Raw genomic sequence first — 23,381 nt, 5'->3', positions numbered from 1 at the left:
GAGTAGATCGAGATGAAGCGTTACCTGTCCACCCTGGCCGTGCTGGCCACTCTGGCTGCCGCCACGCCGGCCCTGGCCGACACTCTGCTTGTCGACCGCGCCCGCGAGAAGCCGGCCGGCGCCCTGCCCCTTCGTGGCCAGTCCATGCAGCAGGTGCAGAGCCAGTTCGGTGCGCCCAGCGAGCAGCTGCAGCCGCGCGGCGGGCAGAAGCGGCAATGGCCGACCATCAACCGCTGGGTGTACCCACAGTTCACTGTCTACTTCGAGAAGCAGAAGGTGATCGACGTGGTGGCCAACCAGGCGGACCCGAACGAAATCGGCCCGAAACCGCCGATCCGTTGACCCCTTTACCCGCCCCGGGCGGGCCTGTGTAGCGAGACCATGAACCAGACCCTTCGTTTTCCTGCCGAGTGGGAAGCCCAGAGCGGCATCCTGATTGCCTGGCCCACCGCCGATACCGACTGGGCCGACCGCCTGGGACAGGTGGAGGAAACCTATATCGCACTGGTTGCAGCGATCACCCGCTTCCAGCCGGTGCTGATCTGCGTGGCCGATGACGATGTGGAGACCTATGCCGAAATGCGGCTGCGCTCCAACCGCATCGACATGGACAGGGTGCACTTCACCACGGCGGCCTACGACGACACCTGGCTGCGCGACTCGGGCCCGATCACCCTGCGCCGTGCCGACGGCGGTTTCCAGCTGCTGGACTTCCGCTTCACCGGCTGGGGCGGCAAGTTCGATGCCACCCTCGACGATCAGCTGGTGGGCGCGCTCGACCAGGCCGGCGTTTTCAACGACGCGCCGGTGCGCAGCATCCCGTTCGCGCTGGAAGGCGGCGCCATCGAAACCGACGGTGAAGGCACCCTGCTGACCACCTGGAAGTGCCTGCACGAACGCCACCCGGATCGTGACCGCGCCAGCCTGAGCACCGACCTCGCCGACTGGCTGCAGCAGGAGCGCGTGCTGTGGCTCGACCACGGCTACCTGGAAGGCGACGATACCGATGCCCACATCGATACCCTCGCCCGCTTCGCCTCGGCGGACAGCATCGTCTACCAGGCCTGCGACGACGAGAACGACTCGCACTACGCCGAGCTGCAGGCGATGGGCAGGGAACTGGCTGCGCTGCGCACCCGTGACGGTCAGCCATACCGCCTGTTCCCGCTGCCGTGGGCACAGCCGGTGATCGACGAGGGCCGCCGCCTGGCGGCCTCGTACGCCAACTACCTGATCGTCAACGGCGCGGTGCTGATGCCGGCGTACGGTGATCCGGCCGACGATCTGGCCCGCGACGTGCTGGCCAAGGCCCATCCGGGCCGCGAGATCGTCCAGGTACCCTGCCGCTCGCTGATCTGGCAGAACGGCAGCCTGCACTGCATCACCATGCAGCTGCCGGAAGGCCTGCTGAAGGCGTAGCACGATGCGGTAGCGCTGGGCCACGCCCGGCGAGCACAGCGGCATTCGGTTCGTACGCCGGGCATGGCCCGGCGATACCGGCTGCGTGCACCTGTTCAGCGGCCGACACGCTGCGGCATCGCATACGCGCTAACATGCGGGTTTTCCCCCGCAGGAACACCCGCATGAACTCGCGCAGCCCGCTTACCGTCGCCCTGATCCAGGAGCGCAACCACGGCGATGCCGCCGCCAATCTGGCGGTGATCGAGGCACGCGTGGCCGAAGCGGCAGCGCAGGGCGCCAAGCTGGTGCTGCTGCAGGAACTGCACAACGGCCCCTACTTCTGCCAGCACGAGTCGGTTGACGAGTTCGATCTGGCCGAACCGATCCCGGGCCCGAGCACCGAGCGCCTGGGTACGCTGGCGAAGAAGCATGGCGTGGTGCTGGTCGGTTCGCTGTTCGAGCGCCGCGCCGCCGGCCTGTACCACAACACCGCGGTGGTGTTCGAGAAGGACGGCACCCTGCTCGGCAAGTACCGCAAGATGCACATCCCGGACGATCCGGGTTTCTACGAGAAGTTCTACTTCACCCCGGGCGACATCGGCTTCACCCCGATCGACACCTCGGTGGGCCGCCTGGGCGTGCTGGTGTGCTGGGACCAGTGGTATCCGGAGGCGGCGCGCCTGATGGCGCTTGCCGGCGCCGAACTGCTGCTGTACCCGACTGCGATCGGCTGGGACCCGGACGACGTGCAGGACGAGAAGACCCGCCAGCGCGATGCCTGGGTACTGAGCCACCGTGGCCATGCCGTCGCCAACGGCCTGCCGGTGCTGAGCTGCAACCGCGTCGGCCATGAGGCCTCGCCGCTGGGCGCGTCGGGCATCCAGTTCTGGGGCAACAGCCACGTGCTCGGCCCGCAGGGCGAGTTCCTGGCCGAAGCCGGCACCGATGCCGCTGTGCTGGTATGCGACGTCGACCTGCAGCGCAGCGAGCACGTGCGCCGCATCTGGCCGTTCCTGCGCGATCGCCGCATCGATGCCTACGGCGATCTGCTCAAGCGCTACATCGACTGAACCGGAGCCGCGCATGGCCGTCCTCATCCGTGATGCCGGCCCGGCCGACATCGCCGCGATCACCGCGATCTACGCAGTCGAAGTGACCGACTTCGTCAACACGTACGAGTACGACATCCCGGACCAGGCCGAGATGCTGCGCCGCATGCGCGACATCATCGACCGCGGTTTTCCCTATCTGGTCGCCGAGATCGACGGCCAGGTCGCCGGCTACGCCTACGCCAACACCTACCGCACGCGCATTGCCTACCAGTGGACCGTGGAGAACTCGGTCTATGTCGATGCACGGTTCCAGGGCCAGGGCGTCGGCACCGGCCTGTTGCAGGCGCTGATCGACGCATGCGTCGCACGTGGCTTCCGGCAGATGGTGGCGGTGATCGGCGAACCGACCAATACCGCTTCGATCAGGCTGCACGAGCGTTTCGGCTTCGAGCTGGTCGGCGTGTTCCGCGGCCTCGGCCGCAAGCACGGCCGCTGGCTGGACACCGTGCAGATGCAACGCGCGCTCGGCGACGGCGCCGACACCGCACCTTCCAATGAATGACTCCATGACAGAAATCCTTCCCGAGACCGGCGACGATCTGTTCGCCGGCCAGCCGGTGCGCGTCGTTGAACGCGACGGCGTGCGCTACACCCTTCTGGGCACCGCCCACGTTTCCCACGCCAGCGTCGAGGCGGTGGAGAAAGCAATCAACAGCGGCCGCTTCGATGCCGTCGCGGTCGAACTGGACCCCCAGCGCCTGCAGGCCCTGAGCGATCCGGACACGTTGGCCAAGCTGGACCTGGTCGAGGTGATCCGCAAGGGTCGCGTTGCCCTGTTCGCCGCCAACCTGGCGCTTTCCGCCTACCAGCGTCGTCTGGCCGAACAGCTCGGCATCGAGCCGGGTGCGGAACTGAAGCGCGCCGTCGAACTGGGGCGTGAGCGCGGCCTGCCCGTCCATCTGATCGACCGCGAGGTGGGCCTGACCTTCCGCCGCGCCTCGCAGCGGCTGGGCTTCTTCGGCAAGCTGAAGCTGGTTGCGGGCCTGGGCGCCGGCCTGTTCTCATCGGAAGAGGTGGGCGAAAACGAAATCGAGAAGCTCAAGCAGGGCGACATGCTGGAGTCGAGCTTCGGCGAGTTCGCGACCGAGAATCCCGCGCTGTACGAAACCATCATCGGCGAGCGCGACCGCTACATGGCCACGCGCCTGCGCGAAGAACACGACCCGCGGCAGCGCGAAGTGCTGGCGGTGGTCGGCGCCGGCCATCTGGCAGGCCTGGCGCGATACCTCGAAACGGATACCGATGCACCGGCACCGTTGCGCGCCGAACTCGAAGCCGTGCCGAAGAAGCGCAACATCCCGTGGTTCACGCTGGGCATCCTTGCCATCGTCATCACCGGCATCGCCGTCGGCTTCTACCGCGGAGGCCTGGGCGTGGGCACCGAACTGCTGGCCACCTGGGCGATGTACACCGGCGGCCTGGCCGGCCTCGGCTGTCTGCTGGCCGGCAGTCACCCGCTGAGCATTCTCACGGCGATCGTGGTCGCCCCGTTCAAGCCGTTCCGGCTCAGCATTCCCACCGGCGCGTTCTCGGCGCTGGTCGAGGCACGCCTGCGCAAGCCGGCGTACCAGGATTTCCTGCAGCTGCGCGACGATGCACAGTCGTTGAAGGGCTGGTACCGCAATCGAGTCACCCGCGTGGTACTGACGTTCATGCTGACCAATCTCGGCAGCATGCTCGGCCTGTGGCTGACCGGCTTCCAGGTGTGGGGCAAGGTCGCAGGTTGATTGCAACGCCCCGCCCGGGGGGGGGGGGGGGGGCGGCGGCCGGGGGGGGGGGGGGCGGGGGGGGGGGGGGGGGGGGGCCGGCGCGGGGGCGGCGGGGGCGGGGGGGGGGGGGGGGGTGGCGGGGGGGGGGGGGGGCGGGGGGGGCCGCGGGCCCGCGGGGGGCGTCCGGGGCGCGGGTTGATCCCCCCCCCCCGCGGGCCGGGCCCCCCCGCTACCGCGTGGCGGCGAATTGCGACACCCGGCGATACCGCGAGGCAGTGATGGTAGCGCCGGGCCATGCCCGGCAAAAAAAAAGGGGGAGGCCGCCCCACTACGACCGGCCTCCCCACACCACAACACGTTGTCGTTCCCTGTAGTCGGGCAAGCTCGACGCTAGGCGGCCGTTGCCGCCACCTTTTCCAGGCCGCGCGCGCGGCGGATCAGCCGCGTCACGGCATTGCGCAGGTCGTCCAGCACCGCGTAGATCGTCGGCAGGAACAGCAGGCTGACCACGGTCGAGAACGCCAGTCCACCGGCGATGGCTCGGGCCATCGGCGCGTACTCCGGGCCGTCGCCGAACATCTGCGTGTTGGTCAGCGAAATCGGCACCATCGCCAGGATCGCCGTTCCCATGGTCATCATGATCGGGCGCAGGCGCTCGCGTGAGCCCTCCACCAGCGCCTGGGTACGCCCCATGCCGCTGCGCCGGAGGTTGTTGATGTGCTCGATCATCACGATGCCGTTGTTCACCACCACGCCCATCAGCACCAGGATGCCGATGAAGGACATGATTCCGAACGAGGTGCCGGTGATCCAGAACAGCCAGAACACGCCGAAGATCGAGAACAGCACGCCGCTCATGATCGCCGCCGGGAACAGCAGCGATTCGAACACCGCCGCCATCACCACGTAGATCATCACCAGCGCGATGAGCAGGTTGAACACCATCTGCTGCATCGCCTCGTCATCGTTGCCATAGTCGCCGCCATCGAAGGTGTAGCCATAGCCGGCCGGGAAGCTCATCGGCTTGAGTACGGCCTCGATCGCCTTGCGTCCGTCCGGTGCGGTGATCTTCTCGGCCAGGTTGGCCTTGATCGTCAGCGTGGTCTGCCGGTTGGTGCGGCCGATCTGGGTGGCGGACGAACCGACATCGACGCTGACCAGACTCAGCAGCGGCACGCTGCGGCCGTCGCCGGTACGCACGCTGAAGCCGGCCAGGTCTTCCGGACTGCTCTGCTCGGCTCCGGCGAAGCGCACCCAGACCGGCACCTCGTTGTCGCCTCGCCGGAACTCACGCATCGGTGCACCGCGCAATGCCAGGCCGACAAAGCTGGCCACCTGCTCGGCGTTGAAGCCGAAGGCGGCGGCACGCTCGCGATCGACGCGCACCTTGAGTTCACCGCCCTTCTCGCCATTGTCGATGCGCACGTCGCGCAGCTCCGCACGCTGGGCCAGCAGGGGCAGCACTTCCTGGCCGATTTCCTGCAGCATGCTGCTGGAATCGCCGATCAACTGCACCTGCACGCCCTGGTTGCCGCCACCACCATCACCGCCTTGGTTGCCGACGAAGTAGTCGGTACGCGCGGACTTCGGCAGGCCCTTGCGCAGCTCCTCCTGCAGTGACTTGATGTCCTTGGCGTACTTCTCGTCCAGGGTGACAACCGTCGAGCTGCCTTCCTGCTCGCTGTACCAGGAGTACACCTGCTTGACGTGCAGGCGCTCACGGTTCTCGTCGATCCAGTTCTCCACCCGAGCCACTTCCTCGGACATCTGCCGGTAGGTGTAGGCACCCTTCCACATGTAGCCGATGAAGATGTCCTTGCCACCTTCACCACCGAACATGTCCACCTTGGTCAGTTTCATCGGCACCAGGCTGACGGCCACCACCAGCACGATGCCCAGCAGGCTCCAGCCACGATGGTGCAGCGACCAGTCCAGCACCTGCGCGTAGCGCCGCTGCAGGCGCGCGATCAGGCCGGTCTGCGAGTGCACGAGCTTGGGCGTGGCCATGCGCGCGGACAGCATCGGAATCAGGCTGACCGCCACCAGCCAAGACGCCAGCAGCGATACCGAAATGGTGATCGCGATCTGTGCCATGAAGATGCTGATGTTGTTGGTCTCGCCGAACAGGTTCGGCACGAATACGATGCAATGGCACAGGGTGCCGGCGCTGAGCGCGATGGCGACGTTGCGGGTGCCGATGATCGAGGCCAGCCGTGGCTGTCCCGGCATGCGCTCGCGCTCCTGGTAGATGCTCTCCACCACCACCACGGCGTTGTCCACCAGCATGCCCACCGCCAGCAGCAGGCCCATCATGGTCAGGATGTTCAGCGTCACCCCGACGAAGTACATGAAGCCCAGGGTGATGGTGAAGCAGATCGGGATGGCCAGCGTCACCATCAGCGTGGACGGCCAGTGGCGCAGGAAGAAGAACAGCACCGTCACCGACAGGATCAGGCCCACCGCACCGGCTTCGGCCAGCTCCAGCAGCGAGGAGGTCACCGCCTTGCCCTGGTTGTCGATGACCTTGATCTGCACATCGCGCATCGAGGCCTGTGCGCGGATCGCTTCGACTTCGGCCAGCGCCGCGCGCGAGACGTCGACCAGATTGGCGCTGCGCTCCTTGAAGATGTCCAGGCCCACTGCCGGGTTGCCATCCAGGCGGCGGCCATAATTCATCCGCGCCGGCTTCAGCCGCACATCGGCGATGTCACCCAGCCGCAGGCCCTTGGCGTTGATCACCAGGTCGCGCAGTTCCTGCAGGTCGGTGATCTCGCCGACCGGTTGCACGCGCACACGCTGGCCGTTGTCATCGATCTGCCCGGCCGAGATCGAAAAGTTCAGCGTGCGCAACCGTTCGCTCAGCTCGTTGATGCTCAGCCCGTGCGCGTTGAGCCGGTTGGGATCGATCGCGATCTCGACTTCATTCGGCGGTGCACCGGTGATGTCCACGCGCGCAACGCCCGGAATGCGCTCGATGCGCCGCTTGAACTCGCGGTCGAGCATGTCATAGGCGGTCGTCAGGTCGGTGGTGCTGGCCAGGCGCACCTTCAGCACCGGCTGGTCGCTGCTGGACCACTTGAACACGTTGTAGCGCTGCAGGTCGTCAGGCAGGTCGCTGCGGATCGCATCGATACGTTCGCGCGCGTCGGAAGCGGCGATGGCGATGTCACGGTCCCAGTCGCTGAACTCGATGAAGATCAGCGCCGCTTCGGACGTGGCCGAGGAGCGCATGCGCTTGATCCCGGTCATCGTTGCCAATGACTCTTCCACCGGCCGGATGATGGTCCGCTCCACTTCTTCCGGTGTCGAGCCCGTGTACGGAATCTGCACGAACAGGAACGGCGCGGAGATGTCCGGCAGAGCCTCCAGTGGCAGCCGGAATGAAGCGATCAGGCCGATCACCACCAGCGATACGAAGCACATGATGGTGGTGACCGGACGGCGGATGGAGAACTCGGCGACACTCATGCCGGCTCCTCGCCGCCGACGCGGCCACCTTCTGCGATTCGCAGTCCGTCGCCGGCGTGCTTGCGGCCGCGTTCGCGGTAGTAGGCGTCGCCGCGGCGATCCATCAGGTCGTAGACCACCGGGATCACCAGCAGGGTCAGCAGGGTGGAGACCAGCAGGCCGCCGATCACGGTGATCGCCATCGGCGCACGTACTTCAGCGCCCTCGCCCATCGCCACCGCCAGTGGCAGGAAGCCGAACAGCGTGCACAGGGTGGTCATGATGATCGGACGCAGGCGCGAGCGCGCGCCTTCCACCAGCGCCTCGTGCTTGGCCACGCCGGCCTCGCGCAGCTGGTTGACCTTGTCGATCAGGATGATCGCGTTCTTGGTGACCAGTCCCACCAGCAGGATCAGGCCGATGAACACCACCACCGAGATCGGCTTGCCGGTCAGCATCAGCGCCAGGATCGCGCCGACCAGCGCCAGCGGGATGGTGAACAGGATCACGAACGGATGCAGCAGCGATTCGAACTGCGACGCCATCACCAGATAGACCAGGAAGATCGCCAGTCCGAAGGCGAAGATCAGCGACGTTGCCGCCTGCGCCAGTTCCTCGCCCTGGCCACCGATATGCAGGCCGACGCCCGCACCAAGCGGCTGTTCGGCGACCATCTGCTGCACTTCGCGCATGGCCGCGCCCAGATCGATGTCACGCAGGTTGGCCGAGACCACCGCGACGCGCGTCTGATCGGCACGGTGGATCTCGCTCGGACCGGTGGTGGCCACCACGTCGGCCACGGCGTCCAGGGTGACCGGACGGGTACTGCCCGGGTTGACGATCAAGCGGCGGATGCTCTCCACGCTGGCCCGGTCGCCTTCCTGTGCCCGTACCAGCACGTCGATCTTGCGGTCGCGGAAGCTGTAGCGGGTGGCCACATCGCCGCGCACCTTCTTCACCACGACGTCGGCGATCTGGCGGGTGGTCAGGCCCAGTGCACCGGCGCGCTCCTGGTCGAAGCGGATCTGGATCTCCGGGAAGCCCTCCTCCACCGTCGACTTCACGTCGGCGTAGTGCGCATTGCCGCGCAGCAGGGCAGCCAGCCGCTGGCCGGCCTGCTCCAGCGTGGCCATGTCCTGACCACGCAGTTCGATTTCCAGCGGGGTGGAGAAGCTGAACAGTGCCGGCCGCGCGAAGTCGACCTGCGCGCCGGGGTGTCCGGCCATGGTGCCACGCAGGCGCTCGGTGATGGCCGCTTCGGTGCGCGCATCCCCACCGCCTTCCATCACCACGGTCAGCTTGCCGATGTTCTCACCGCTCTCGGTCGGGCTTGCGTCCAGCCGGGTACCGCTGCCACTGACGCCGTACAGCGAGGCCACGCCCTCGCCCTTGCCGTGCGCCAGCTGCAGTTCGCGGACCACTGCATCGGTCTGCTTCAACGGCGTGCCGGCCGGCAGCTTGACGGTCATCTCGAAGCGGTCCTGGGCCAGCTGCGGGATGAGGTCGGCGCCCAGCATCGGCACCAGCGCCATGGTGGCTGCAAACGCCAGCGCGGCCAGGCCCAGCACCTTGCCGGGGTGCGCCAGCGCGCTCGGCAACAGCCGCAGGTAGCCACGTTCGGCCCCCGCATAGGGCTTCATCGCGATATCGCTGGCCTTGCGCATGACCGGACCGATCACGGCGGCAACGCCGCGGCAGGCACGTACCACCAGCCAGGCCAGCGCATAGAAGGTCCAGCGCACCGCAGCGACGAAGCCACGACGGCCGGCTGCAACGGGCTTCTGCCAGCGACGCTCCGGCTGCCACGCCTCGCTGGCGGGCTCTTCGGGGAACGCCAGCGGCGGCCGCCCCTTCAGCGAACTGAGCATCGGAATCAGTGTCATCGATACCAGCAGCGAAATGGCGATGGCGATCGCCACGGTCAGCGCCTGGTCGCGGAACAGCTGGCCGGCGATACCGTCGACGAACACCAGTGGCAGGAACACCGCGATGGTGGTCAGGGTGGAGGCGACCACCGCCATGCTCACTTCGCGGGTGCCTTCGATCGCGGCCTGCAGGATGCCCAGCCCGCGCTCGCGCGCCTTGGCGATGCTCTCCAGCACCACGATCGAATCGTCCACCACCAGGCCCGTCGCCAGCGCCAGGCCGCCCAGCGACATGACGTTCAGGCTGAGACCCAGCTGGCCCATGAAGAAGAACGTGGCGATGATCGACACCGGCAGCGACAGGCTGATGACGAACGTGCTCCAGCCATCGCGGAGGAACAGGAAGATGATCAGGATCGCCAGCAGGCCGCCGATCACCGCATCCTTCTTGACGTCGCTGATCGCATGCTCGATGAAGCGCGACTGGTCCTCGATGGTGGTCAGTTCGGCATCGCCGGGGAACGTGCCCTTGATCTGCTCCAGGCGCTTGCGCAGCGCTTCTGCGGTGGCGACGGTGTTGGCGTCGCCTTCCTTGTAGATCGCCAGCTCGACCGATTCCTTGCCGCCCAGGCGGATGATCGCTTCACGCTCCTTGTAGCCCTGGCGCACGGTGGCCACGTCCTTCAACCGGACAGGAACGCCATTGGCAACCACGCTGGAGCCACCGCCGGACGATGCGCTCTGTGCGGCCGAGGCTGCGGCGATGGCCGCAGCGGAACCGGTGGAGGCGGCAATGTTGAACATCTGCTGCAGCGCGGAGTCTGCCGCGCTGCCATTGGACGCCTGGGTGGTGACCAGCAGGTTGCGGATCTCCTCCAGGTCGGCGAACTGGTTGACGGTACGCACCAGGAAGCGCTGCGAGCCCTCTTCCAGCCGACCGCCGGAGATGTTGATGTTCTCGTCCTTCAGGCGCTTGATGACGGTATCGATCGGCAGATTCAGCTGCGCGAGCTTCTGCTGGTCGATGTCGACCTGGATCTCGTCCTCCAGGCCGCCGCCGACCTTGACCGCCGCCACGCCGGTGACCGGTTCCAGCTTCTTCTTCAGATCCTCGTCGGCGTAGCGGCGCAGGATGGTCAGCTCGCGGATGGCGTCGGCATCGCTGGACGGCGCCGCCTTGCTGGACAGCACCAGGCGCATGATCGGCTCGGTGGACGGATTGAAGCGCAGCAGCACCGGGGCTTTCGCCTCCAGCGGCAGGTTCAGCGCTTCCATCTTGTCGCGCACCTCCAGGCTGGCCTGGTCCATGTTGGTGCCCCAGGCGAACTCCAGCACCACATCGCTCTGGCCGGTGCGCGAGACCGACTTCAGCTTGCGCAGGTTCTTGACCACGCCCACGGCTTCTTCCACCGGCTGGGTGATCAGGGTTTCGATCTCGGTCGGTGCCGCACCGGTGTATTCGGTGCGTACCGTCAGCGTCGGGTAGCTCAGGTCCGGCAGCAGGTTGACCTTGAGGCTGCCCAGCGCAAGCAGGCCGAACAGCAGCAGGGTGACCGTGCACATGGCAATGGTGACGCGGCGGCGGGTAGCGAACTCCACCAGGCCGCCGCGCATGCCGGCGGCGGCGCTTTCGCCGTGGGGCGAAGCACCGTGGTCGTGGTCAGGATGGCTCATTGCCGGCTCCCGGCCTTGTCTGCCGGCTTGGCCGAGGCCGTCGCCGTCTTCGCCTTCGGATCAGCGATCACCTGCACGGCGGTGCCGTCGCGCAGCGCGACCTTGCCTGCGGTGACCACCTGGTCTCCGGCCGCCAGGCCATCACGGATCTCCACCCATGGCCCCTCCGCGTAACCCAGCTTGACCGGAACGCGTGCGACCTTGCCGTCGCGCACACGGAACACCGCCGGCTCACCATCGTCGAGCAGCGCCAGGCGCGGCACGACCAGGGCGTCGGCACGCTGGTCGTAATCGATGCGGATCCGGCCGAACATGCCCGGCTGCAGGGAATGGGCAGTGCCGTCGAAGGCACTGACAACACGGAACGTCCCGCTGCCCGAATCCACCACCGGTGCGATGCGATCAACGATGCCGGTGAAGCTCTGGCCCGGCAGTGCATCCGCCGACAGGGTCACCGGCTGGCCGGCACGCAGCGTTGCCAGCTCGCGTTCGGGAACGTTGAGGGTGGCTTCCAGGCGCGAGTTGTCGACGATGCGGAAGATCGGCGTGTTGATCTGCACGAAGTTGCCGGTCTTGATCGAGCGCGAGGCGATCACGCCGGAGATCGGTGCGACCACCGTGGTGTACGACAGCTCCAGCGTGGCCAGGCGATATTGCGCGCGCACGTTTTCCAGATCGAAGCGCAGCTGGTCGACGTCGGCGGCACTGACCATCTGCTGGCCGACCAGCTTCTGTGCGCGCTGGTAGTTGTTCTCGAGCTTGCGCATCTGTGCCTCGCTCTGGGCAACCGCCAGGCGTGCGCGGTCCGGATCGAGCCGTACCAGCGGCTGCCCCGCGCTGACCCGCTGGCCTTCCTCGACCAGCACCGCCAGCGCCACGCCAGAGGTCTTGGCAACCACCTGCGACTCGGCGCGCGGCTCCAGCGCGGCGGTGCCGGTGTAGCTGGCCGCCACCGCGCGGCGGCTGGCCACCGCGACCTCGACCGGCACGGACTCGACTTTTTTCTCATCCTTGGTTTCGGCGGCCTTGGCCTCGCTGTTGGGGCCCGCGGCGCAACCGCCCAGCATCAGCGTGGTGGAGATCAGCAGGGCGGCGGCGCAGAGTCCGCTGCGGCGGCCATGCAGGAAGATTGGGTGCGACATCGTCAGGTCCCTGGAGGATGCGTGGGCAGGTGTGGTAGCAAAGTAATGCACCACTTCACGGCAACACCATATCCCAAAGGTCATGGTGTCTTCACGCCGCTGGTCGGCCCACCCCCATTTCAGCTAGATGAAACCTGAGGCTATACTCGGGTCGTTCCGTACCCCACGCCGGAACGACCAGACCCGAATCCCCGGAAACGACATCATGCGCCCGCAGCCGCTCGCCGCTTGTCTCGCTCTGGCCGTCCTCCTGCCCCTCGGGGCCGCCGCACAGCCCGCTCCAGCTACCACGACCGCAGCACCCGCCCCAGCCCCGGCACCCGCCGCTGCTGCCGCCGCCGCACCTGCCGGCAATTACGACAATGGCCGGGTGCTGGCCTACACCTGCCAGGGGTGCCATGGCATCACCGGTTACAAGAACGCCTACCCGAGTTACCGGGTACCGAAGATCGGTGGCCAGACCCAGCAGTACCTGACCCAGGCCCTGACCGAGTACCGCCAGGGCAAGCGCCGGCATCCGACGATGCAGGCCCAGTCGATGAGTTTCAGCGAACAGGAGATCGCCGATCTCTCTGTTTACCTGTCCACCGTCAAGTAAGGCCCGCCCATGTCGAAAGCCGCGCATCCACTGCGTCATGCCATCGCCCTGTCCGTCGCCCTGCTGCTGGCGGCCTGCTCGCAGTCACAGGTGGAGAACAGCGAGAAATCCGCCGCCGATCCGGGCCATGCCAGCGGCGAGCACGGCTCTTCATCGTCGGCAGGCCTGCCCACCGGCCGTGAGGCTGCCGGTGAAGCCCGGGCCAAGGTGAAGGGCAAGGCCACCAACCAGAGCTGCATCGATTGCCATGGTGCCGACGGCAACGCCCCGATCGATCCGACCTACCCGAAACTGGGTGGGCAGTACGGTGATTACCTCGCGCATGCGCTGCAGGCCTACCGTTCCGGCGACCGCCAGCACGCGTTGATGACGCCGCAGGCGACGGACCTGAGCGATCAGGACATCGCCGACCTGGCGGCGTACTTCGGCAGCCGGCCAAGCCAGCTGCGGGATCTGCACGGGGTCAAATAGGATCAGGGCGCCGTGGCGCCCCGCATCCGTAGCGTCGGGCCATGCCCGGCGGAACGCCAGAAGCCCGCGCCACCCTCGCACCCCGCCTGCGTTCCGGTAGCGCCGGGCCATGCCCGGCGGAACGCCAGAAGCCCGCGCTGTGCGCCCGCGGGGCATGGCCCCGCGCTACCCTCGCACCGCCAGCGTCGGTCAACGATCAGCCTTCCAGCTCTTCCCAGCGCGCGTACGCGGCGTCCAGTTCGGCCTGCACCTTGGCCAGCTGCTGCGTGTGTGCCGTCACCTCGGCGCTGCTGCGGGTGTAGAACGAGGGATCATTCATCGCTGAGGTGAGGCCTTCGACGTCACCTTCCAGCTTCTCGATCGTCTTCGGCAGCTGCTCCAGTTCGCGCGCTTCCTTGTAGCTGAGCTTTCGCTTGACCGCGGCAGGTTCCGCGGCAGCCACAGGCGCAGCCGCTGCCGCCGGCCTGGCAGCGGCGGGCACTGCTGCCGCTGCGGTACTGGCCGCGTAGCGCTGCCAGTCGGTATAGCCTCCAACGTACTCGCCGATCACGCCGTCGCCCTCCATCACCAGCGTGGACGTCACCACGTTGTCGATGAAATCACGATCGTGGCTGACCAGCAGCAGCGTGCCGGTGTACTCGCCGAGCAGCTCTTCCAGCAGCTCAAGCGTTTCCACGTCCAGGTCGTTGGTGGGTTCGTCCATCACCAGCAGGTTGGACGGCTGCGCGAACAGCTTGGCCAGCAGCAGGCGGTTGCGCTCCCCACCGGACAGCCGGGTGATCGGCGCGCGCGCGCGCTCGGGCGTGAACATGAAGTCCTGCAGATAGGCATGCACGTGCTTCCGCTTGCCGTTGAACTCGAGGAAATCACGGCCTTCGGCCACGTTCTCGATGGCGCTCCAGTCCTCGCGCAACACGGCACGATACTGGTCGAAATAGGCCACCTGCAGGTTGGTGCCGGCGTTGACCTCGCCCTTCTGCGGCTGCAGTTCACCCAGCAGCAGCTTCAACAGGGTGGTCTTGCCGCTGCCGTTGGGGCCGATCAGGCCGATCCGGTCGCCGCGCAGGATGGTGGTGGTGAAGTCGCGGACCATGGTGCGGTCGCCGAACGCGAACGAAATGTCCTTGACGTCGATGACCTTCTTGCCGGAGCTCACGCCCTGTGCCGCTTCCATCCGGACATTGCCGCTCAGCTCGCGTCGCTGCGACCGTTCGGTGCGCATCGCTTTCAGCCGGCGCACGCGACCTTCATCGCGGGTGCGGCGCGCCTTGATGCCCTGCCGGATCCACACTTCTTCCTGTGCCAGCAGCTTGTCGAAGCGCGCGTTCTCCTGCGCCTGCGCGTTGAGGCGCTCTTCGCGGCGGCGTTCGTAGTTGGCCCAGTCGCCGGGCCAGCTGGTGACCTGGCCGCGATCGATCTCTACGATGCGGGTGGCCAGCGCACGCAGGAAGCGGCGGTCATGGGTGACGAACACCACGCTGCCGCTCCAGCCCTTCAGGAATGCTTCCAGCCAGTCGATGGCTTCGATGTCCAGGTGGTTGGTCGGCTCGTCCAGCAGCAGCAGGTCCGGGCTGGAGACCAGCGCGCGGCCCAACAGGACGCGGCGCTTCATGCCACCGGACAGGCGCGCGAACTCCGCATCGCCATCCAGGTCGAGCTTGGTCAGTGTCTCGGCCACGCGCTGGTCCAGACCCCAGCCATTGGCCGCGTCGATCTTGGCCTGCACCCGGCCGAGTGCATCGCCGTCGAACTCGTCGGCATGGCTGAGGTGGTGGAACTCGGCCAGCCACTGGCCCAGCTCACCCAGGCCATCGGCCACCACGTCGAACACCGAGCCGGCCGCGCCGTGCGGCACTTCCTGTTCCAGGCGGGTCACACGGACGCCCTGCTGGACGCGTACTTCGCCATCATCGGGCTTGTGGTCGCCGGACAGGAGCTTGAGCAGGGTGGATTTGCCGGCGCCGTTGCGGCCGATCAGGGCGATGCGTTCACCCGGCTCGATCGACAGTTCGGCTTTTTCCAGCAACAACGGGCCGCCGACGCTGAAGTCGACGTTCTGCAGAGTAATCAGAGGCATCCGGATATTGTACGGGTTGGGGGCGCCGGCCGGGCTGCTCCCGGAGATCGATCAGCCCACCTCCCCCAGCAACGCCTGCAGACCCGGCAACCATTGCTTGCCTGGGTGGCGCACCAGCCACAGCGTGCGCTGCAGCGCGGGTAGCGGGGTATCCAGCACACGCAGGCGACCCAGTGCCAGCGGCTCCTCCAATGCGTGACGTGACAGGCAGGCCACGCCGAGGCCGGCAATCGCGGCTTGCTTGATCGCCTCGGTATTGCCCAGCTGCAGGGTCTGCGCGAAACCGCGCAGATGCGGCAGAAGCGCCTGTTCCACGGCCTCGCGGGTGCCGGACCCGGGTTCGCGCAGCAGCCAGCGCGCCGCGTGCAGATCCTCCAGCGACCAGCGCGCCGCCGCGTCGGCGGCGGCAACGATCACCAGCGGATCCTGCTGCCACGCGGTCACCTGCAAACCCCGCTCGTGGCATGGCCCCTCGATCAGGCCGGCATCCACATCCAGCCGCTGGACGGCGGCGACCACGCCGGCGCTGTTGTCGATGCGCAGATCGACTTCCGCCTGTGGCGCCTGCCGCAACAGGTCGGCGATGCGCGCCGGCAGCAGGTAGTTGCCGATGGTGGTGCTGGCCGCCAGCACCAGCCGCAACGGTGCCCCCTGCGCGGGGTCCCCGCCGGCAGCGAGCTGGCGCTCGAGATCAACGGCATTGACCAGCAGCGCGCGGGCCGGTTCCAGCAGCGCGCGGCCATGGCCGTTCAGCACCAGGCGGCGACCGACACGGTCGAACAGGGGCGTGCCGAAATGCGCCTCCAGCTCCTGCAGGGCTGCACTGCTGGCCGACTGCGAGAGCGCGATGGCCTGGCCGGCCGCGGAGGTACTTCCGTGGTCGGCAATGGCGACGAAGACCTGTAGCTGGCGCAGAGTCAGGCGCATGGCCTTTACCTATAAAGCAGGTAGATTCTACTTATATTATTCGTTTTACAGGTCATTGGCGCAGGCGCACGCTTTTCATCGTTCCCCACACCGGTCCCGCGATGAGCACCTCCGCCCCCTCCACCTGGTCCCTGCCCGTTCTGCGGCAGCGCTGGCAGCCGCGCCTGCCCGGGCTGCTGCTGGCGGGCCTGCTCGCTGCGGCATCGCTTCATCTGGCGGACCTGCCATGGCTGCAGGCGCATGGCCTGAGCGCGCTGACCGTGGCGATCGTCGCCGGTATCGCGGTCGGCAATACCCTCTACCCGCGGCTGGCGCCGCGCAGCGCGGCAGGCATCGGCTTCGCCAAGCACTGGCTGCTGCGTGCCGGCATTGTGCTGTATGGCCTGCGCCTGACGTTCCAGGACATCGGCCATGTCGGCGTCGCCGGCGTGCTGATGGACGTGCTGGTGGTCGCCAGCACATTTGGCCTGGCCTGTTGGCTGGGCACGCGCGTGTTCAGGATGGAGCGTGAGGCGGCGATGCTGATCGGCGCCGGCAGTGCCATCTGCGGCGCGGCGGCAGTGATGGCGGCCGAGCCGGTGGTGCGTGGTCGCGCAGCACAGGTAACGGTGGCGGTATCGACCGTGGTGGTGTTCGGTACGCTTGCCATGTTCCTGTATCCGGCGCTGTATGCGTTGCTGCAGTCGCACGGCTGGCTGGCGATGGACGCGCGGCAGTACGGCCTGTTCACCGGGGCGACCGTGCACGAAGTGGCGCAGGTGGTAGCTGCCGGCCGTGCCGTGGGTGAGGCGGCTGCCGATACCGCCGTCATCACCAAGATGGTTCGGGTGATGCTGCTCGCGCCGTTCCTGGTCGTGCTGTCGCTCTGGCTGGCACGCGGCAGCAGGGCAACGCCCGAGGGCAGCAAGGCCCGCATCGTTGTGCCGTGGTTCGCGTTCGGTTTCGTCGCCGTGGCCGGCATGAACTCGCTGCAGCTGCTGCCCGCCGGACTTCACGCAGCGCTGGTGCAGCTGGACACGGTGCTGCTGGCGATGGCGATGGCGGCGCTGGGCGTGACCACCCATGTCTCCGCGCTGCGCCAGGCGGGCCTGAAGCCGCTGCTGCTGGCGCTGCTCCTGTTCGCCTGGCTGCTGTTCGGTGGCCTGGCGATCCACCAGGGCGTGCTGGCGATGCTGCACTGAGCGCAGGTCTGCCGATACGGCCGCTGCCCCGGGAGACGGGGACGGCCGCGCGCGCAGGTACAATGCGCCATGACTGACTTCTCGACCCTGCCGCTGAGCCCGGCCCTGCAGCCCGGCCTGGATGCCCTCGGCTACACCACCCTGACCCCTGTGCAGGCCCAGAGCCTGCCCGCCATCCTCGATGGCCGCGACGTGATCGCGCAGGCTCCGACCGGCAGCGGCAAGACCGCTGCGTTTGGCCTGGGGCTGCTGCAGGCGATCGATCCGAGCCTGATCCGCGTGCAGGCGCTGGTGCTGTGCCCGACCCGCGAACTGGCCGACCAGGTCGGCAAGCAGATCCGCAAGCTGGCCACCGGCATCCCCAACCTGAAGCTGCTGCTGCTGGTCGGCGGCGTACCGCTGGGACCGCAGCTCGCCTCGCTGGAAGGCCACGACCCGCACGTGGTGGTCGGCACCCCTGGCCGCGTGCAGGAGCTGGCACGCAAGCGCGCGCTGAATCTTGGCGCGGTGCGCACGCTGGTGCTGGACGAAGCCGATCGCATGCTCGACATGGGCTTTGAAGAGCCCATCCGCGAAATCGCCGGACGCACCCACAAGGACCGGCAGAGCCTGCTGTTCTCGGCCACCTTCCCCGACAGCATCCGTGCCATTGCACGTGATCTGCTGCGCGATGCCGTTGAAGTCACGGTGGAAGGCGCTGACCAGGCGCCGGCCATCCGCCACCTGTTCTGCGAGGTCGAGCCGGCCCATCGGCAGAAGGCGCTGGCCGGCCTGCTGCTCAAGTACACGCCCGAATCGGCGGTGGTGTTCTGCAATACCCGCAAGGACGTGGATGAGGTCGCCCATTCGCTGCAGCAGTTCGGCTTCTCGGCGCTGGCCCTGCACGGTGACATGGAGCAGCGTGACCGTGAGGAAGTGCTGCTGCTCCTGGCCAACCGCAGCTGCAACGTGCTGGTCGCCAGCGACGTCGCCGCGCGCGGTCTGGACGTGGAAGAGCTGGCGGCGGTGATCAACTACGAGCTGCCGACCGATGTCGAAAGCTACCAGCACCGCGTTGGACGTACCGGCCGTGCCGGCGCCAGCGGCCTGGCCATCAGCCTGGTGGCGGGCCGCGAAAAGACCCGCGCCGAAGCGATCGAAGCACAGATGGGGCACGCGCTGGACTGGCAGAAAACGCCGCTGGCGACGTCACGTCCCGCCGAGTTGCCGCAGGCAGCGATGCGCACCCTGCGCATCGACGGTGGCAAGACAGACAAGCTGCGCCCGGGCGACATCCTCGGCGCCTTGACCGGCGACGCCGGCCTGTCGGGCAAGTTCATCGGCAAGATCGCGATCTTCCCGACCCGCTCCTACGTGGCGATCGCGCGCGAGCAGGCCAGCAAGGCCGTGGCGAAACTGGAGGCCGGCAAGATCAAGGGCCGCCGCTTCCGCGTACGGATGATGTAAGGCCCAGCGACAGGTAGCGCCGGGCCATGCCCGGCGACAGTTCCAGAGCCGGTAGCGCCGGGCCATGCCCGGCGGCAGTCTCAGAACACCAGCTCGGTGTGCAGCGGCAGGTCCGCCTGCCAGCGGGCGCGGCCACCCAGGCCATCCAGCTCGACCAGGACGCCAGCACCGACCACGTCCACGCCCAGCCGGCGCACCAGCGACAATGCGGCCACCAGCGTGCCGCCGGTCGCCAGCACGTCATCGATGATCGCCACGCGCGCGCCGGCCGCCAGCGCATCGGCATGCACTTCGATGCAGTCGCTGCGGTACTCCAGTGTGTATTCCTCGCGCAGCACCTGGCCGGGCAGCTTGCCCGGCTTGCGCACCGGCACGAAGCCGACGCCCAGTTCCAGTGCCATCGCGGCGCCCAGGATGAAACCACGCGATTCGATACCCACCACCGCGTCCAGCTTCTGGTCGCGCCAGCGGTCGGCCATCGCGCGGATGGCATCACGGAAGTCCTCGCCGTACGCGAGCAGCGGCATGATGTCCTTGAACAGGATGCCGGGCTTGGGGAAATCGGCGATGTCGCGCAGGCGCGAGGCCCACGCGGGGACGGCCACGGTGGCGTCGGTCATTGCAGCTACCAGCTTGTATGGCGGCATAGGGTAACCGGTTCGTCCGTACGCTGCCCGTTCCCGGCATCTTCGCGCCGCTGCGTTCCATCAATGGCGACACAGCATCACGCCAAAATCGCACACTCGTGCGATAATCGCCGTGATCGGTCATTCACCCGCCTTGCGTCATAAGCAGATCGACGCCTGCACGCCGTCACGGCCCGCAGCCGCCCTGGATGCCGTCGGCCCCCGCCACGCCTGGCGCGCGCGGGGCTTCCCCGCCTCCGCGCGGGTTCCTGCAATGAGGTTCATGCAACGTGGACGAGACGACGAAGGTTCCGGCCGTGTGCCGTGTGCTGGTGATCCTGCTCGGCATCCTGGTGACGCTGTTCGGCCTGGCTCTGCTGGTCGGCGGCGTACGCCTGGTGCAGCTGGGGGGCAGCTGGTACTTCCTGCTGATGGGTGTGGCGTCTGCCGTGGCCGGCGTGCTGCTGGTGATGCGCCGGCCGAATGGTGCGCTGCTGTACGGCCTGGCGTTCGTGGCTACGCTGCTGTGGGCGCTGGTGGATGCCGGCTGGAATTTCTGGCCGCTGGTTTCGCGCCTGGTGATGCCCGCCGTGCTCGCCCTGCTGGTCGCCTTGGCCTGGCCGGTGCTGCGCCGCAGCCGCGGCCAGGTGGCCGGTCGCGGCGCCTATGGCGTGGCTGCAGTGCTGCTGGTGGGTCTGCTGGGTACTGCATTCGCAGCGTTCCAGCCGCGTCCCGTGCAGGCGGCGCAGGGCACCACACCCCCCGTAGTGCCCGTGGCCAAGGGCGCTGAGCAGCGCGACTGGATGCACTGGGGCAATACCACCGCCGGTACCCGCTTTGCCGCACTGGACCAGATCACCCCGGCCAATGTGAAAGAGCTGCAGGTGGCCTGGACCGCGCGTACCGGCGATGTACCGGAAAGCAACGGCTTCGGCGCCGAAGACCAGAACACCCCGCTGCAGATCGGCGACACCCTGTACCTGTGCACCCCGCACAACCAGGTGATCGCCGTTGATGCCGATTCGGGCAAGCAGCGCTGGGCCTTCGATCCCAAGGCCACTGCACCGAACTGGCAGCGTTGCCGGGGCCTGGGCTATTTCGATGCGACCACCGCACCGGCCGCCGCGACGACGGCTGCACCGGCACCGGCACCAGTGCCGGCCACTGACGTGGCGAGCACCGGCCCGGCGCTGTGCGGGAAGCGCATCCTGATGACCTCCATCGACGCCCGCCTGTTCGCGCTGGATGCGAACACCGGTGCCCTGTGCCCGGACTTTGGCAGCAACGGGGTGGTCGACCTGAAGGTCGGCATGGGCGAGATCAAGCCCGGCTTCTACACCCTCACCGCCGCGCCGCTGGTGGCGGGCGAGCTGATCGTGGTCGGCGGCCGGGTGGCCGACAACATCGAAGTGGGTGAACCGTCCGGCGTGGTGCGTGCGTACAACGTGCGCACCGGTGCGCTGGTCTGGATCTGGGATCTTTCAAAGGAGACCCCGGACGTGCCGCTGGATCCGTCGATCCACTACACCCGTGCGACGCCGAATGTGTGGACGTCGATGGCCTACGACCCGCAACTGGGCCTGGTCTACCTGCCCACCGGCAACACCACGCCGGATCAGTGGGCCGGCGAACGCACGCCGCAGGACGACAAGTACAGCTCTGCCGTGGTCGCGCTCGACGTCGCCACCGGCAAGGAACGCTGGGTGTACCAGACCGTACACCACGATCTGTGGGACTACGATCTGCCCGCACAGCCGACCCTGATCGATGTACCCGACGGCAAGGGCGGCACATTGCCGGCGCTGCTGCAGGTCACCAAGGCCGGGCAGATCTTCATGCTCAACCGGCAGACCGGCGTGCCGATCAGCGAAGTGCGCGACATTCCGGCGCCGCAGGGCAACGCCGAGGGCGAGCGCTACGCCGCCACCCAGCCGCTGTCGGTGGGCCTGCCGCAGATCGGCGCGGAAACGCTGACCGAGTCGGACATGTGGGGAGCCACCCCGATCGACCAGATGCTGTGCCGCATCCAGTTCAAGCAGTTCCGCTACGACGGCATGTACACGCCGCCGGGCGAAGACCTGGCGCTGCAATGGCCGGGTTCGCTGGGCGGCATGAACTGGGGCAGCGCCTCGGTCGACCCGACCACGGGCTATCTGTTCGTCAATGACATGCGCCTGGGCCTGTGGACCAAGCTGATTCCGCGCGCGCAGATGAGCAGCGGCGACGGCGGCGTGGAAATGGGCGCGGCCTCGCAGACCGGCACGCCCTATGGTTCGCTGCGCGACCGCTTCCTGTCCAAGCTTGGCATTCCCTGCCAGAAGCCCCCGTTCGGCACGATGTCGGCGATCAACCTGGCGACCCGCAAACTGGTCTGGCAGGTACCGGTGGGCACGGTGAAGGACACCGGTCCGATGGGCATCAAGATGGGCCTGTCGATCCCGATCGGCATGCCGACCCTGGGCGGTTCGCTGGCCACCCAGTCAGGCCTGCTGTTCTTCGCGGGCACGCAGGATTACTACCTGCGTGCCTACGACAGCCGTACCGGCGATGAGCTGTGGAAAGCACGCATGCCGGTGGGTAGCCAGGGCACGCCGATGACCTATGTCTCGCCAAAGACCGGCCGTCAGTACGTGGTGATCTCCGCCGGTGGCGCCCGCCAGTCGCCGGACCGCGGCGATTACGTGATTGCCTACGCGCTGCCCGAGCGCAGGTGAACCCTGCCCCGTAGCGTCGCCTGCCAGGCGGCGCTACCCGGGTACCGGTTGCTGGTGCGAGCGCTTACCATGCAAGGTCGAACCCGATGAAAGCTGCTGCCATGCCTGCCGCCGTTCCTCCCAGCCGTCGCCCCAAGCGCGCTCCTGCTCCGCCGCAGGACCGTGGCCTGGCCCATGAGCTGATGCAGCAGATCCAGGACAACCAGGGCGATCCGGACTTCATGACATCGCTCGGTCGCGGCCTGGCCGTGCTGAGCGTGTTCTCGCAGCACCCGCGCGAAGTGACCATGTCACAGATCAGCACCGATACCGGCATCTCGCGTGCCGCGGTGCGGCGCGTGCTGTATACGCTGGAAAAGCTGGGCTATGTCGGCGAACAGGGCCGTGGCTACGTGCTGCTGCCGCGCGTGCTGGGCATGGGCGGTGCCTATGTGGCGTCGTCGTCGATGACCGCCGCAGCGCAGCCGGTGCTCGATGCCCTGCGCGACGACGTGCATGAATCCTGCTCGCTGGGCGTGCTGGACGGCGACGACATCCTGTACGTGGCACGTGCGGAAACCGTACGCATCATGTCGATTGGACTGCGCGCGGGCAGCCGTCTGCCTGCCTACTGCACATCGATGGGCCGCGTGTTGCTCGCGGCGTTGCCGCGCGACACGCTGGAAGGCTATCTGGAACGCAATCCGCTGCGGCCGCGCACCGAGCGCACCATCACCCGTATGGATGATTTCCTGGACACGCTGGAGAAGGTGCGCCGCGAAGGTGTGTCCCTGGTCGACCAGGAACTGGAGATCGGCCTGCGCTCGATCGCAGTGCCTGTGCGTTCGCGCAGCGGTGACGTGATTGGTGCGTTGAACATCGGCACCCAGGCGGGCCGTATCGGTCTGGGCGTGATGCAGACCCAGCTGCTGCCGCGCCTGCGTGAAGCGGCGCAGCGATTGGGCACGTTGTTGAATTGAGGCACGCCGCCGGGCATGGCCCGGCGTCATCG

17 protein-coding genes are annotated in these 23,381 nt (G+C 67.5%); 11 read left to right on the top strand and 6 right to left on the bottom strand.

Translation table 11 applies throughout. The annotated features are described in order from the left end of the window. Positions 1 to 12: 12 nt before the first annotated feature. From ACVOMM_RS13025 to ACVOMM_RS13005, 5 genes are all read left to right on the top strand, one after another. Positions 13 to 342 carry a hypothetical protein gene (locus tag ACVOMM_RS13025; RefSeq protein WP_053517741.1) on the top strand — a complete coding sequence of 110 codons (330 nt, stop codon included), beginning with the start codon at positions 13 to 15 and terminating at the stop codon, positions 340 to 342. Between the two features lie 39 nt (positions 343 to 381). Beyond that, on the top strand, positions 382 to 1,419 hold the full coding sequence (locus tag ACVOMM_RS13020) for an agmatine deiminase family protein (RefSeq protein WP_065175047.1): 1,038 nt from the start codon (positions 382 to 384) through the stop codon (positions 1,417 to 1,419). A gap of 164 nt (positions 1,420 to 1,583) precedes the next feature. After that, positions 1,584 to 2,471, top strand: a complete 888-nt coding sequence (locus tag ACVOMM_RS13015) for a carbon-nitrogen hydrolase (RefSeq protein WP_164152926.1) — start codon at positions 1,584 to 1,586, stop codon at positions 2,469 to 2,471. Positions 2,472 to 2,484: 13 nt separating this feature from the next. Next, the gene (locus tag ACVOMM_RS13010; RefSeq protein ID WP_065175046.1) at positions 2,485 to 3,015 is read left to right on the top strand and encodes a GNAT family N-acetyltransferase; all 531 of its coding nucleotides are present in this window, start codon (positions 2,485 to 2,487) and stop codon (positions 3,013 to 3,015) included. Positions 3,016 to 3,019: 4 nt separating this feature from the next. After that, positions 3,020 to 4,240 (top strand): TraB/GumN family protein, encoded by a 1,221-nt coding sequence (locus ACVOMM_RS13005; RefSeq protein ID WP_053517747.1) that lies wholly within the window; start codon positions 3,020 to 3,022, stop codon positions 4,238 to 4,240. A gap of 372 nt (positions 4,241 to 4,612) precedes the next feature. Here ACVOMM_RS13005 and ACVOMM_RS13000 read toward each other — a convergent pair whose 3' ends face one another. Genes ACVOMM_RS13000 through ACVOMM_RS12990 form a run of 3 tightly spaced genes read right to left on the bottom strand, consistent with a single transcriptional unit; the run spans position 4,613 to position 12,350 of the window. Further along, positions 4,613 to 7,690: an efflux RND transporter permease subunit gene (locus ACVOMM_RS13000; protein WP_065181330.1), complete on the bottom strand. Its 3,078-nt coding sequence runs from the start codon at positions 7,688 to 7,690 to the stop codon at positions 4,613 to 4,615. After that, on the bottom strand, positions 7,687 to 11,148 hold the full coding sequence (locus ACVOMM_RS12995; RefSeq protein WP_481526340.1) for an efflux RND transporter permease subunit: 3,462 nt from the start codon (positions 11,146 to 11,148) through the stop codon (positions 7,687 to 7,689). The genes ACVOMM_RS13000 and ACVOMM_RS12995 overlap by 4 nt, the downstream gene beginning before the upstream one ends. A 56-nt stretch (positions 11,149 to 11,204) precedes the next feature. Continuing rightward, entirely contained in the window at positions 11,205 to 12,350 is a 1,146-nt protein-coding gene (locus ACVOMM_RS12990; protein ID WP_053517749.1) for an efflux RND transporter periplasmic adaptor subunit, read from the bottom strand. Between the two features lie 205 nt (positions 12,351 to 12,555). Here ACVOMM_RS12990 and ACVOMM_RS12985 point away from each other — a divergent pair, with 205 nt between their 5' ends. Then, on the top strand, positions 12,556 to 12,948 hold the full coding sequence (locus tag ACVOMM_RS12985) for a c-type cytochrome (protein ID WP_053517750.1): 393 nt from the start codon (positions 12,556 to 12,558) through the stop codon (positions 12,946 to 12,948). A gap of 9 nt (positions 12,949 to 12,957) precedes the next feature. Continuing rightward, positions 12,958 to 13,419 carry a c-type cytochrome gene (locus tag ACVOMM_RS12980; protein WP_053517751.1) on the top strand — a complete coding sequence of 154 codons (462 nt, stop codon included), beginning with the start codon at positions 12,958 to 12,960 and terminating at the stop codon, positions 13,417 to 13,419. A 196-nt stretch (positions 13,420 to 13,615) separates the two neighbouring features. Here the strand turns inward: ACVOMM_RS12980 and ACVOMM_RS12975 are convergent, their stop codons facing one another. Both ACVOMM_RS12975 and ACVOMM_RS12970 read right to left on the bottom strand, forming a co-directional pair. Continuing rightward, positions 13,616 to 15,496, bottom strand: coding sequence for an ATP-binding cassette domain-containing protein (locus tag ACVOMM_RS12975; protein WP_065181328.1), 1,881 nt, complete (start codon positions 15,494 to 15,496; stop codon positions 13,616 to 13,618). 51 nt (positions 15,497 to 15,547) lie between these two features. After that, entirely contained in the window at positions 15,548 to 16,423 is an 876-nt protein-coding gene (locus ACVOMM_RS12970; protein ID WP_481526335.1) for a LysR family transcriptional regulator, read from the bottom strand. A gap of 101 nt (positions 16,424 to 16,524) precedes the next feature. Between ACVOMM_RS12970 and ACVOMM_RS12965 the strand changes: the two genes are divergently transcribed. Together ACVOMM_RS12965 and dbpA are read left to right on the top strand one after the other, a co-directional pair. Further along, on the top strand, positions 16,525 to 17,604 hold the full coding sequence (locus ACVOMM_RS12965) for a YeiH family protein (protein WP_262218409.1): 1,080 nt from the start codon (positions 16,525 to 16,527) through the stop codon (positions 17,602 to 17,604). Between the two features lie 69 nt (positions 17,605 to 17,673). Beyond that, the gene (gene dbpA, locus ACVOMM_RS12960) at positions 17,674 to 19,050 is read left to right on the top strand and encodes an ATP-dependent RNA helicase DbpA (protein ID WP_053517757.1); all 1,377 of its coding nucleotides are present in this window, start codon (positions 17,674 to 17,676) and stop codon (positions 19,048 to 19,050) included. An 80-nt stretch (positions 19,051 to 19,130) separates the two neighbouring features. Here dbpA and ACVOMM_RS12955 read toward each other — a convergent pair whose 3' ends face one another. Continuing rightward, positions 19,131 to 19,670, bottom strand: a complete 540-nt coding sequence (locus ACVOMM_RS12955) for an adenine phosphoribosyltransferase (RefSeq protein ID WP_481526334.1) — start codon at positions 19,668 to 19,670, stop codon at positions 19,131 to 19,133. A 296-nt stretch (positions 19,671 to 19,966) separates the two neighbouring features. On the opposite strand from ACVOMM_RS12955, the gene ACVOMM_RS12950 reads away from it, so the two are divergent. Beyond that, positions 19,967 to 22,390, top strand: coding sequence for a membrane-bound PQQ-dependent dehydrogenase, glucose/quinate/shikimate family (locus tag ACVOMM_RS12950; protein ID WP_481526333.1), 2,424 nt, complete (start codon positions 19,967 to 19,969; stop codon positions 22,388 to 22,390). A 101-nt stretch (positions 22,391 to 22,491) separates the two neighbouring features. Then, the gene (locus ACVOMM_RS12945; protein ID WP_164152939.1) at positions 22,492 to 23,349 is read left to right on the top strand and encodes an IclR family transcriptional regulator domain-containing protein; all 858 of its coding nucleotides are present in this window, start codon (positions 22,492 to 22,494) and stop codon (positions 23,347 to 23,349) included. The last annotated feature ends 32 nt before the right edge of the window (positions 23,350 to 23,381 follow it).

The organism is Stenotrophomonas sp. STEN009, from assembly GCF_056760395.1.
This window is presented reverse-complemented; position numbering and strand designations above follow the sequence as displayed.